Annotated in this window: 10 protein-coding genes and 2 pseudogenes; 11 read left to right on the top strand and 1 reads right to left on the bottom strand. The window is 48.4% G+C overall.

Features of this window, described 5'->3' with window-relative positions; all coding sequences use genetic code 11:
- The 11 genes and pseudogenes from BM395_RS20840 to BM395_RS20790 all read left to right on the top strand — a co-directional run.
- A partial coding sequence (locus tag BM395_RS20840; RefSeq protein WP_141124117.1) for an integrase core domain-containing protein occupies nucleotides 1-327 on the top strand: 327 nt, incomplete at its 5' end.
- A gap of 7 nt (nucleotides 328-334) precedes the next feature.
- Nucleotides 335-1,549, top strand: a pseudogene (locus tag BM395_RS20835) (UbiA family prenyltransferase); the annotation flags it as partial.
- Nucleotides 1,546-2,859 carry an FAD-binding oxidoreductase gene (locus BM395_RS20830; RefSeq protein WP_090515371.1) on the top strand — a complete coding sequence of 438 codons (1,314 nt, stop codon included), beginning with the start codon at nucleotides 1,546-1,548 and terminating at the stop codon, nucleotides 2,857-2,859. The pseudogene BM395_RS20835 and the gene BM395_RS20830, both read left to right, overlap by 4 nt.
- Nucleotides 2,856-3,596: an SDR family oxidoreductase gene (locus BM395_RS20825; RefSeq protein WP_090515369.1), complete on the top strand. Its 741-nt coding sequence runs from the start codon at nucleotides 2,856-2,858 to the stop codon at nucleotides 3,594-3,596. The genes BM395_RS20830 and BM395_RS20825 overlap by 4 nt, the downstream gene beginning before the upstream one ends.
- Nucleotides 3,597-3,656: 60 nt before the next feature.
- Nucleotides 3,657-5,279 carry a hypothetical protein gene (locus BM395_RS20820; protein ID WP_141124116.1) on the top strand — a complete coding sequence of 541 codons (1,623 nt, stop codon included), beginning with the start codon at nucleotides 3,657-3,659 and terminating at the stop codon, nucleotides 5,277-5,279.
- The gene (locus BM395_RS20815; RefSeq protein WP_090515364.1) at nucleotides 5,276-6,205 is read left to right on the top strand and encodes an NAD-dependent epimerase/dehydratase family protein; all 930 of its coding nucleotides are present in this window, start codon (nucleotides 5,276-5,278) and stop codon (nucleotides 6,203-6,205) included. Before BM395_RS20820 ends, BM395_RS20815 begins: the two co-directional genes overlap by 4 nt.
- 1 nt (nucleotide 6,206) lies before the next feature.
- The gene (locus BM395_RS20810) at nucleotides 6,207-7,493 is read left to right on the top strand and encodes an NAD(P)/FAD-dependent oxidoreductase (protein WP_090515362.1); all 1,287 of its coding nucleotides are present in this window, start codon (nucleotides 6,207-6,209) and stop codon (nucleotides 7,491-7,493) included.
- An 11-nt stretch (nucleotides 7,494-7,504) separates the two neighbouring features.
- Nucleotides 7,505-8,176, top strand: a complete 672-nt coding sequence (locus tag BM395_RS20805) for a class I SAM-dependent methyltransferase (protein ID WP_090515360.1) — start codon at nucleotides 7,505-7,507, stop codon at nucleotides 8,174-8,176.
- The gene (locus BM395_RS20800) at nucleotides 8,177-8,566 is read left to right on the top strand and encodes a GtrA family protein (RefSeq protein WP_090515359.1); all 390 of its coding nucleotides are present in this window, start codon (nucleotides 8,177-8,179) and stop codon (nucleotides 8,564-8,566) included.
- A gap of 301 nt (nucleotides 8,567-8,867) precedes the next feature.
- A pseudogene (locus tag BM395_RS20795) lies at nucleotides 8,868-9,929 on the top strand (IS3 family transposase); the annotation flags it as partial.
- Nucleotides 9,930-10,211: 282 nt separating this feature from the next.
- Nucleotides 10,212-11,387, top strand: a complete 1,176-nt coding sequence (locus BM395_RS20790) for an MFS transporter (RefSeq protein WP_090515357.1) — start codon at nucleotides 10,212-10,214, stop codon at nucleotides 11,385-11,387.
- A 32-nt stretch (nucleotides 11,388-11,419) separates the two neighbouring features.
- Here the strand turns inward: BM395_RS20790 and BM395_RS20785 are convergent, their stop codons facing one another.
- The gene (locus BM395_RS20785) at nucleotides 11,420-11,656 is read right to left on the bottom strand and encodes a YheU family protein (protein WP_069900481.1); all 237 of its coding nucleotides are present in this window, start codon (nucleotides 11,654-11,656) and stop codon (nucleotides 11,420-11,422) included.
- Nucleotides 11,657-11,717: the final 61 nt, after the last annotated feature.

Below are 11,717 nucleotides of genomic sequence, written 5' to 3'. Positions count from 1 at the left end.
AGACCTCAAGGGCTGCTGTTTCATTCGGATCAGGGGTCGCAATATGGAAGTCGTCACTTCCGTCAGCGCCTGTGGCGGTACCGCATCAGCCAGAGCATGAGTCGTCGGGGCAATTGCTACGATAACTCGCCGATGGAGCGTGTATTTCGAAGCTTGAAAACCGAGTGGATACCTTCAATGGGTTATATGTCGGTTCAGCAGGCGCAACGGGACATCAGCCATTATTTGATGCATCGCTACAACTGGATACGGCCTCATTCATTCAATGGCGGGCTAGCGCCCGCTCAGGCCGAGCAGAAACTTAACGTCGTGTCCGGGATTAGTTGACCACTACATTGCATTGATCGGGGTAGAGCGAAGCAAGGGCCGTCAGATAGTCCTTGCGACAGCAAGTCATCATACATTGGCTTGGAAGATCGCTGAGCATCTGTCTCTGTTCGATGTGGTGCTGGCCTCTGACGCTGAACGCAATCTATCGGCTGATCGCAAGCGTGATCTGTTAGTCGAGCACTATGGCGAGCACGGCTTTGATTACGTGGGTAATTCACATGACGATCTCCAGGTCTGGGCAGTTGCTCGGCAGGCTTATGTGGTCAATCCGGAATCAGGCGTTGAGCGACTGGCAAGGAAGCAAGGGAATGTTGAGCAGGTAATCCATTCCAATCCATCTGGACTCAAGGACTGGTTGAAGGCACTACGATTGCATCAGTGGATGAAGAATACACTTATCTTCGTGCCATTGTTGGCTGGACATCAAATCACCAATCCCCTGCTCTTCTGGCATGGAGTCCTAGCCTTCTTGTTATTCGGACTGTGTGCTTCCAGCGTTTATTTGTTGAATGATTTGCTGGATCTTGCGGATGATCGCCATCATCACTTCAAGCGGAACCGTCCATTTGCGGCGGGGCGACTGTCAATCAAGTCAGGGTTGGTTGCGGCTCCGATATTACTGATTGCAGCATTTGTAGGGGCAGCTGTATTTCTGTCGTGGGCATTTATGTTGGTGCTGCTTGCCTACTACATTTTGACTCTGGCCTATTCACTGTCGCTGAAGCGCATGATGGCGGTAGATGTGATTGCTCTGGCTATGCTCTACACGTCACGCATCATTGCTGGTACCGCGGCATTTAGTATGGCATTGACCTTCTGGATACTGGCTTTCTCGATGTTCATGTTTCTCAGCTTGGCGCTGGTCAAGCGTTATGCGGAGCTTCGAGATGCGAGGGAGAAGGGGCGCACCGAGAAAGCCCGTGGCCGTGGTTATTACCCCAATGATCTGGAAATGATTTCGTCGCTAGGTGCATCTTCCGGCTACCTTTCAGTGATGGTTTTGGCCCTTTATATTCATGATCAGACTACAAGTGAGCTCTATGCTAATCCGCAAGTGATTTGGCTGGCTTGTCCTCTACTGCTGCTGTGGATTACGCGAATATGGATGATGACTCACCGAGGGCAGATGCATGAAGACCCGGTGGTGTTTGCCATTCGTGACCGATTTAGCTTGGTAGTCGGTGTTATGTTCTGTCTAGTATTCTGGGTCGCGGCATGACTTCAACTCTGCATTCATGGGGGGGGTATCCCGATTTTCCGCAAACTAGTCACATTTGCAGATGGCGCGGCGAAGCCCCCGCTTTGATGGGGCGTGTGTTTGCGTCTTATAACAGCACCCTGCCGTATGGGAGTGGGCGTAGTTATGGAGATAGCTGCTTAGCCGAGAGTAATCAGGTGCTGCACATGCGCGCCATGGATCGCTTTATAGAGGTTGATTGGCAGCAAGGCATTGTGCGCGCTGAGGCAGGTGTTACCTTAGGCGAAATTCTTTCGGTGAGCATTCCGCAGGGTTGGTTTCTTTCTGTCACGCCAGGCACTCAGTTTGTAACCTTGGGGGGCGCCATTGCAAACGATGTGCATGGCAAGAATCATCACTTACGCGGAACCTTTGGTAATCACTTAAGACGCTTTGGTTTGCTCCGCCACGGTCAAAGGCTGCTAACTTGTTCCTTGACCGAAAACACTGAGCTTTATGCCGCGAGCATTGGTGGGTTGGGCCTGACAGGGGTAATTCTTTGGGCTGAAATACAGTTGATGCCTATTCGCTCCGGTCAGATCGACAGCACCGTAGTGCGATTCAGCAATCTTGCGGAGTTCTTTGATCTGTCTGCCGAACTTGATCACCAGCATGAGTACAGCGTTGCCTGGATTGATTGTCTGGCCAAAGGTGCCGACATTGGTCGCGGCGTTTTTATTGTGGGCGACCATGCCCAATATGGTTCCCTGGATAAAGAGGTACGTCCGAAGCTGCAAGTGCCCCTGACCCCGCCAGTTTCCTTGATCAACAACTTTTCTCTGCGTTTTTTCAATGAAGCGTATTGGCGGGTTCACCCTACCAAGCGGACGTTCAAACGTACTAGTTTCGAGCCGTTCTTCTACCCACTCGATCGAATCCTGAACTGGAACCGTATCTATGGGCGCAAGGGCTTTCAACAGTATCAATGTGTGTTACCTGACGCTTCAGCTACGGCGGCCACGAGTGACCTACTGGCAGTAATTGCCGGCTCAGGGCAGGGCTCATTCCTTGCGGTACTCAAGCGCTGTGGCAATATCTCGTCTCCGGGTCTGCTGTCCTTTCCGCTCCCAGGTATCTCGCTGGCCCTAGACTTCCCACAGAAGGCTAATCTGGAACCGCTATTTTCCCGTCTGGATGCTATCGTGCGTTTAGCCGGTGGCCGTCTGTATCCAGCGAAAGATGCGCATATGAGTGGTGCTGATTTTCGTCAGGCTTATCCAGCCTGGGAGCAACTTGAAGCGTTGCGCGATCCCTCCTTGATGTCCCGCTTTTGGAAACGAGTCACTGAATGAAGAAAATTCTGATTATTGGCGCAACCTCAGCTATTGCAACTGCTTGCGCACGACTATGGGCAAGCCAGGGGGCCGAATTCTTTCTGGTGGCCCGAAACGACGAGAGGCTTCAGCAAATAGCTACCGACTTGAAAGCACGAGGCGCCAAAGCTGTAACTCTGCACAACATGGATGTCACTGATTACGATGCCCACCCAGACATGCTGGAAAAGTGCTTGGCTTCCTTGCGGCAAATCGATATCGCCCTGATTGCTCATGGCACACTACCTGATCAACAGACTTGTGAACAGGATGTTGCGGTTGCGCTCCGGGAGTTTGCCAACAACGGTACTTCAGTGATTGCACTTTTGAGTCGATTGGCAAATCAGTTCGAATTTCAACGTTGGGGCACCCTAGCAGTTATCTCTTCGGTAGCGGGTGACCGTGGTCGCCCCTCCAACTATCTGTACGGCACCGCCAAGGCCGCAGTATCGACCTTTTGCGAAGGTCTGCGTGCTCGCTTGTTCAAAGTCGGTGTGCATGTGATCACTATCAAACCGGGCTTTGTCGATACGCCCATGACCAAAGGCCTTATTTTTCCAGCGATGTTGGTAGCTCAGCCAGATCAGGTAGCGAGGCGCATCGTCAAAGGTATTAAGCGAAGTGCGAATATTATATACGCACCAGGCTTCTGGTGGGGGGTGATGTTTATTATAAAAAGTATTCCAGAGTTTGTTTTTAAAAAAATAAATATTTAAATCCTTGATATGAACAGATGGTTTTTTAATAAATATGAAATATTGCGTAATGGGTTTTATATGTTAGGGAGATTTTTTTTTAGCCGTTTGTTTCGAAATCAAATAATACTGATTGCGCTAGTAATTGTTGTTTTACTGAACTTGTACTACCTGAATACATACCCTGTCAATATTGCAGCTTATGATTATCCAAATTATGCAGGCATGATTTATTCAGGTTCATCCAATCTCATACATGCCAGTGGGTACGCATGGATTATGCGCACCTTTTTGGATGTTTTGAATATATCGAATCAGGTAGATAGATTTAGTACTTCGTGGCTTGAAAATATACAGCTCATAAACTTTTCACTTCATCTGATTTTAATTGCTATCTGCTCATTAATATGTAATAAAGTCTTTGGTAGGCTTTCAGCCGCACTAATGTGCCTGGCTTGGGGGGGGAGTCTCTTTTTTATGGGGGGGGTTAACGCCGTATCTCCTGACTGGCTACAAGGCGATTTGCTAGCTAGCGCACTGCTAACAGCACTCTGGGCATTTAACGTAAAAAATCATGCGAAAATAATTCTTTATGTTATTTCTGCGCTTATTCTTACGCTGGCTTACCTTGTAAAATTTAATTCCTTGGTAGTGGCGCCGATTATTGCGCTGCTCGTCTTGTTTGATAGTAAAGATTTTATCTGGAAAGTTACTACGGCTTTAGTCTCTTTCGCGGCTAGCGCAGCATTGATATTTTTATTCATTGAAAATTTTCACTATCCTTCAACTAATACAAGGCAATTGAGTTACGATCACGCTTGGGTTTTGATCGACTCTCTACCCAGTAACTACATCAATCAAGAACCGAGTAAGCTAGGGATCAATAGTTTGAGGTGGCGAGCTCTTGGTGCAATTTTACCGCCTGACTATTTTCGAGCTGCTGCATATCAGGATGTTGATTGGGGGGCGCCAGAAGAAATCAGAGAGCCATATCTTGCGCAGTTTAACTACTTGATGAATGCCTCCCGGCTAGACTTGATTAGTTTTGCAAAAACATACCCTTTGCCTGATGCATATAATGTTGATGTTTCGGCGATTCCTGGTTATTACTACATTGGGCTGCCTCAGATTGACTCCTTAGGGATCGCAGTTTACAAAGAGTCAATAGTCTCAAGCCCATCCGCCTATATAGAGAAGTTTTACAAAGGCATTTTACATTTTTTCTCAGGGCAACCAACTCAGCTGACTCCGCTTAAGTCAAATGGTCTAGGCCTAGTGATGGGCAGCAAAATTGCAGAAGATGGTAGTGTAAAACTAAGTGTGCCCATGGGGCGGATGCCTCAGCATATGATTTACTGGAATCCTGCTGAGAAAGTGAATGTGCACGGTATTACATTTTTTGAATTGATGTATACGCTAACTCCTCCAGCATGGTTCTATGCCATTCTGGCATTTGTATCATGTGTTGTAATTGTTAATACCCAGACGATCAGAAAATCTTTTCAGGCTTGCCTTTTACTATTGTCAACAATATTGCTGATGAGTTCGTCTCTTATGTTGCTCGGTATACGATTCAAGGAAATTCTCGCGCTATTGCCTGTTACTAGTATTTTCCTTGGTTTCGGAGTTTCCAGTCTCATTCTCTACTTTAAAGAGCGATACACAAAAGCGAGCATGCTTAATTTAAATGGAGAGAGCATATGAAGATAATTCTTCCAGGTGGTGCTGGCTTGGTCGGACAGAACTTAGTGGCAAGGCTAAAAATTAAGGGTTTCACTAATATTGTTGTTTTGGATAAGCACATAAAAAATATATCTGTGCTAAAAAAAAATCATCCAGATATTGTTGTTGAATATGCAGATTTGGCCCAGTTAGGCGAGTGGAAGAGACATTTTTGTGGGGCGGATGTAGTTGTTATGTTGCAGGCACAAATTGGTGGAAATGATTATCAAAGTTTTGTGCGAAATAATATAGAGTCCACGCATTTTATTCTCGATCTTATTAAGAAAAATAATATTAAATCTGTTGTTCATGTTAGTTCATCAGTGGTTGTTTCGGCTGCGGATGACTTTTATACAAAAACTAAAATAGCTCAAGAAAGAATGGTTTTAGAAAGTGGGGTTTCTTGCCCGATCCTGCGGCCAACACTGATGTTTGGTTGGTTTGACCGTAAACACCTTGGATGGCTATCGCGGTTTATGAAAAAGGTTCCAGTTTTTCCTATTCCTGGTCATGGGCGCTATATGAGGCAACCTTTGTATGTCGGAGACTTTTGCAATATTATCATCAGTTGCGTCGAAAACCGTGTTGAGAGTGGAGTCTACAATATATCTGGACATGAGAAGATTGACTACATTGACATAATCCGTGAAATAAAAAAGGTCACGCGTACTCGGACTGTCATTGCGTGCATTCCATATAAGTTATTTTATGCATTGATATGGGTCTGGGGGGTTTTTGATAAAAATCCGCCGTTTACTACTCAACAGCTTGCTGCGCTCAGTACTAAGGATGAATTTGAAGTAATTGACTGGCCTGGCATTTTTGACGTGCCTTACACGCCATTCTCAGTAGCTGTTGACGAAACCTTTAATGATCCGCGTTATAGTAAAGTTGTTTTGGAGTTTTAAAATGGGTCAGCGAGTGGCGGTATTAGGTGCTGGTCCAATGGGGCTTGCAGTGGCGTATCAGTTAACACAGGACGGCCATTATCCGGTTGTTTTTGAGGCAGATGACCGTGTAGGCGGTATGACTGCAAGTTTTGATTTCAATGGTCTTGAAATAGAACGCTATTATCACTTCCACTGTATTTCTGACCATGCTTTTTTACAAGCTTTGGGGGAGTTGGGCATTGCTGACAAAATGCGCTGGGTTGAAACCAAGATGGGCTATTGGTATCAGGGGCGATTACAGCCATGGGGTAACCCTGTCGCACTCATGAAGTTTCGTGGTTTAAGTCTGATGGCTAAATTTCGTTATGGACTGCATGCGCTTTTGTGCACAAAACGTAATGACTGGTTACCTCTTGACAGTCTTGATGCAGTCAGTTGGATAAAGCGCTGGGTAGGTAAAGAGGCATATGAAATCTTGTGGCGCCGTTTGTTCGACTATAAATTCTACGATTACTCAGACAATTTGTCGGCAGCTTGGATATGGAGTCGCATTCGTCGAATTGGGCGGTCGCGCTTCAGCTTGAGTCGCGAAAAGCTTGGGTATTTAGAGGGCGGCTCTGAAACTCTATTGCAGGCGTTAAAAGATGCCATTGAAATAGCCGGCGGTGAAATTCGATTGAAGTCTCCCGCCGAGAAGTTAATTATCGAGGGTGGTAAGGTTGTGGGCATTCAGGTTGCGGGGCAGCTTGAGATCTTTGATAGGGTTGTAAGCACTATTCCGTTGCCCTACGTCCCGCAACTTATGCCAGATTTGCCCCAAGACATTTTGTCTCAATTTGCGGCTAAAAAGAATATTGCAGTTGTTTGCGTCATCGCAAAATTGAAGAGGCCGGTAACCGAGAATTTCTGGCTGAATACCAATGATCCTGAAATGGATATCCCTGGCCTGGTGGAGTACAGCAACCTACGTCCATTAGATAAGCATGTAGTGTACGTACCTTTTTATCTGCCTAGCGAGCACCCGATGTTCGCCGAGCCAGATGAGGTTTTTTTGTCAAAAGTGCGCACGTACCTTAAAAAAATTAATCCTCGGTTGTGTGATGAGGACTTTATTGATGTAAGAGCCAGTCGTTACCGCTATGCCCAACCGATCTGTGAACCTCGTTATTTAGATACTTTGCCACCTGTTTCACTACCGGTGAAGGGATTATGGGTAGCGGATACTTCGTACTATTACCCTGAGGACCGGGGAATATCAGAAAGTATTGGTTTTGGCCGCCAGTTGGCGAAGATTGTAGTTATTTGATTGGGAAAATTATGGATACGCGTTCAACGGATTTGCAGCAAGAGTATCAAAAGCGTTTTGAAGGCACGGACCTGTATCGAGATGCAGTATGGAGAATACTATGCGTCGATTTTTTTTCTGAGTACATTAGCCACAATAGCGTGCTTCTTGATTTGGGTGCTGGATGGGGAGAGTTTTCTCGGAACGTTCAAGCAGGAAATAAGTACGCGATGGATTTGAATCCGGATTGCGGAGATCGCGTTACCGGTCACTCAACCTTCCTGCACCAAGATTGTTCAACAACTTGGCCAATCGAAGATGCCGTCTTGGATATCATCTTCACTAGCAATTTTCTCGAGCACCTACCTAGCAAGGATTTGGTTGAGAAAACGCTTCATGAAGCGTTCCGATGTTTGAAGCCGGGTGGCAAGATCATTTGTATGGGGCCAAATATTAAATTCGTACATGGAGCATACTGGGACTACTGGGATCACTTTATTCCATTTACCGAGGATTCAATGGCTGAGGTGCTGTCTCTAAAAGGCTTCAATGTGGTGGAAAAAGTTGATCGCTTTCTTCCTTATACTATGTCAGGGGCAGGGGGCACCCGGGCGCCACTGATTGCGGTAAAACTCTATCTTAAACTGCCCTTTGCGTGGCGGTTTTTCGGAAAGCAATTTTTAGTAATCGCAGAGAAGTCGTAGATGGTCATAAAACAGTTTTCTCTTTTCCTTATAAGTGGAGGGACTGCTGCAGGATTAAATTGGGGATCTCGCTTTCTTTTCTCGGAGTTTTTTTCGTTCGAAGTGGCGGTCGTTTTGGCATTTCTCGTTGGGTTGACCTCTGGATTTGCTCTGATGCGATTTTTTGTTTTTAATGGAGCAGGGAAACCAGTCGGCCCGCAACTTGGGAAATACGTGCTTGTTAATTTTATTGCTCTTTTGCAGACTCTAGCGATTAGTGTTTTGTTGGCTCAGTGGTTGCTCCCCGCTTTGGGTGTCGTTGAGCATGCTGAGGCTTTGGGGCACTTCGTTGGTGTGTTAATGCCTGTGGTCGTGAGTTATTACGGACATAAGCTTTTGACATTTCGGTAAGCATCCATCAAACGTCTGAACTTGGCGCGCCATTTTAGAGTGAGGTCACGTTAAAAATGTGCTCACAAAAAAGCCCAGGGCTGAATCGCGGAGTCCGTTTGCTTAAGGAGAGTGATGATGTGGCTGTCTAAAATAGAAGGGGACGACGTCTTCCGCCTTCAGTAACAATTGGCTTTTGAATCCTTAGTAAATAAAACGGTTTTTAAGGTAAGTTGCTGGCATTGGCGGATGGGTAATCCCCCCTGAAAAAAGTATTCGTCAGAAGTAGAATTTTCTCCTAACCAGATCAAGGAAATTTTGCGTGAAGACATCACGGTTTTCAGACAGTCAAATCATCGCCATCCTCAAGCAGGCTGAAGCTGGCAGCCCTGTTCCTGAGCTGTGTCGTGAGCACGGCATCAGCTCAGCAACCTTCTATGAAGTGGCGTGCTAAATTCGGCGGTATGGATGCGTCATTAATGGCCCGCCTGCGCGAGCTGGAAGATGAAAACCAGCGCCTCAAGAAGATGTATGCCGAAGAACGCCTGAAAGCAGAAATCATCCAGGTAGCGATGGCAAAAAAGGGGTGAAGCCATCTCGGCGACGAGAGATGGCCCAACAAGCAGTTCGCTCTGGGCGAGCCAGCATCCAGCAGGCGTGCTTGGCTTTCAGCGTCAGCGTGACGTGTTATCGCTACGTGCCTCGACTATCCACTGAAAACGCGAAGATCGCCGACCATCTGATCAGGCTTACGCACAACCAGCGCAATTGGGGATTTGGTCTGTGTTTTTTGTAACTGCGCAACGTGAACGGCTACCGATGGAATCACAAACGGGTCTACCGCATCTATCGGGAGCTGGAGCTGAACCTGCGAATCAAGTCGCGTAAACGCATCATACGAGAGAAGCCCGAGCCACTGGCGGTGCCAGAGGCCATTAATCACTGCTGGTCGATGGACTTCATGCACGATCAGTTAGCCGATGGACGCAGCTTTCGGCTGTTCAATCTGATCGACGATTTCAATCGCGAGGCCTTGGCCATGGATATCGACCTGTCTCTGCCTGCAGAGCGCGTGGTACGTGCACTGAATCAAGTGATCGAGTGGCGTGGCAAGCCACAAGCTATTCGCAGTGACAACGGGCCGGAGTACATCAGCAGTAAGCTCGTACTGTGGGCTGAAAAACATGGCATCCGCTTAGAGCATATCCAGCCCGGAAATCCACAGCAGAACGCCTATGTCGAGCGCTACAACCGGACAGTACGGTATGACGGGTTGGGGCATTACCTGTTCGAATCCATTAGCGAAGTTCAAGAGCATGCAACTCGGTGGGTCAGGACATACAATCACGAAAGGCCAAATATGGCCCTGGGAGGCATCCCCCCAAACAGAAATTGGCCCTCACGGCCTGACTTCTATTTCTGGCGAGTACTAAAAATGGAGGGATTACCATTAACTCCATCCGTCTATGCCGAGCAACTGGCCTCAAAAACCGTTACATTTACTCAGGGTTCTAAAGCCAGCTGCTACTGAAGACGGGAGACGTCGCGTGCCGCGCACGGTTTCTGACAATAATGTCAAGTTACCCGCTGGTGACCTTGTCCGCGTGTAATCTCAACTGTTAGGGTTCTTAGCCATATCACTCCCCGATACTTATCCGGAATCCCCGTGAAGCCCGCATCACGCCCCTTACTCCTTGCCGTGCTAATTCTTGCTGCAGTCAACCTGCGCCCTGGTATCACCTCGTTTGCACCTTTGATCGAGCGGATCGCCAATGAGCTTTCGCTGAGTCGTAGCGTCATGAGCTTGAGTACGGCGCTGCCGGTCTTGTGCATGGGCTTGTTGGCGCCATTTGCTCCGCGCCTTGCGCTTCGGTTTGGTCTGGAGCGTACGATTACAGTCTGTTTGGGGCTGATTACCCTGGCGCTGGCTTTGCGCCTTGCGGGTGATTCGAGTGTGCTGCTGATCAGCACGGCTGCCTTGCTGGGGGCGGGGATTGCGGTAGCCGGGCCGCTGCTTTCGGGCTTTATCAAGCGTCATTTCGTCAGTGGAGTGGGTCAGGTTCTCGCGTGGTATTCCTTGAGCATGGCCATTGGCGGTGCGGCAGGGGCGGTGCTGACATTTCCTCTGATGGAGTTGTTTGGGCTCGGCTGGGTGGGGGCTTTAGCGATTTGGGCGGTGCCTGCATTGCTGGGCGTTCTGTTGTGGTTTTTGATTCCAAACATGCCAGAAGTTGCACCGCAAAAAAGCGCCGATGTTGAGTCCGTCGGCCTGCCTTGGAACAAACCCCGGGCCTGGCTGATCAGTGGTTTTTTCGCGATTCAGGCGGGATTGTTTTACACGTTGGCAACGTGGGCGGTTGCCCGTTATCACGAAGCTGGTTTGTCGATGAACCACAGTAATGCGCTGTTCGGCATGATCATGCTGATGGGGTTGCCCAGCGCATTTATCATGCCGTGGCTTGCCCAGCGTTTCGATCAGCGGATACAGCTTTTGATTTTGTGCGGGGTGGTGACGAGCATCAGTCTGGGCATGATCAGCATTATGCCAACGCTTGTACCTGAGGTCTGGGCTGTCGCGCTGGGGCTTTCGTTGAGTGGCTCATTTGCGCTTTCGCTGGTGTTGCCGCTTTACGAGGTCAAGACGCCGTTGGCCGTCAGCCGCTGGACGGCGATGATGCTATTTATGGGCTACAGCGTGGGTTCGGTTACGCCGGTCTTGAGTGGTGTGGCGCGGGATCTTTCCGGCAGTTATCAGCTACCGTTCGTGGTATTAACCAGCCTTGCGGTAGTGATGACAGTTCTTGCAGGGTTAATGATGAGGGGCCGTCAGTCAGCGCCTTAGTTGCTGGCTGGATGAGCTTGGCGCGCGTGGTTTCACTCAAGATCCTCCAGCCATTCTTTCGGCACATCGTGTTTGAGTGCTAACTGGCACTGCTGGCTTTCCGGGTCGAAAACGATAACCGCCTGACCTTTGTCTAGTGCATGACGTACGCGCTGCACGCGTGTTTCCAGCGGGGTTTCATCACCATTGTCGGTGCCGTCACGGGTGACGAAGTCTTCGATGAGGCGGGTGAGGGTGTCGGCGTCAAGCATGTTGGCGGGGATTAGCACGGTGTGTTCTCCAGTGAACTGCCGCGATGCTAATGCGCAGAGGTCGCGCAGTCGAGTTTGT

The organism is Pseudomonas marincola, from assembly GCF_900116605.1.
Lineage (GTDB): Bacteria > Pseudomonadota > Gammaproteobacteria > Pseudomonadales > Pseudomonadaceae > Aquipseudomonas > Aquipseudomonas marincola.
The sequence above is the reverse complement of the archived record's forward strand: the minus strand, read 5'-3'. Positions and strand labels throughout refer to the sequence as shown.

Bases quoted from the DNA above. Each gene is read 5' to 3' on its own strand.
- BM395_RS20815 (WP_090515364.1), top strand. From the start codon at position 5,276: ATGAAGATAATTCTTCCAGGTGGTGCTGGCTTGGTCGGACAGAACTTA.
- BM395_RS20825 (WP_090515369.1), top strand. From the start codon at position 2,856: ATGAAGAAAATTCTGATTATTGGCGCAACCTCAGCTATTGCAACTGCT.
- BM395_RS20810 (WP_090515362.1), top strand. From the start codon at position 6,207: ATGGGTCAGCGAGTGGCGGTATTAGGTGCTGGTCCAATGGGGCTTGCA.
- BM395_RS20805 (WP_090515360.1), top strand. From the start codon at position 7,505: ATGGATACGCGTTCAACGGATTTGCAGCAAGAGTATCAAAAGCGTTTT.
- BM395_RS20820 (WP_141124116.1), top strand. From the start codon at position 3,657: ATGTTAGGGAGATTTTTTTTTAGCCGTTTGTTTCGAAATCAAATAATA.
- BM395_RS20830 (WP_090515371.1), top strand. From the start codon at position 1,546: ATGACTTCAACTCTGCATTCATGGGGGGGGTATCCCGATTTTCCGCAA.
- BM395_RS20800 (WP_090515359.1), top strand. From the start codon at position 8,177: ATGGTCATAAAACAGTTTTCTCTTTTCCTTATAAGTGGAGGGACTGCT.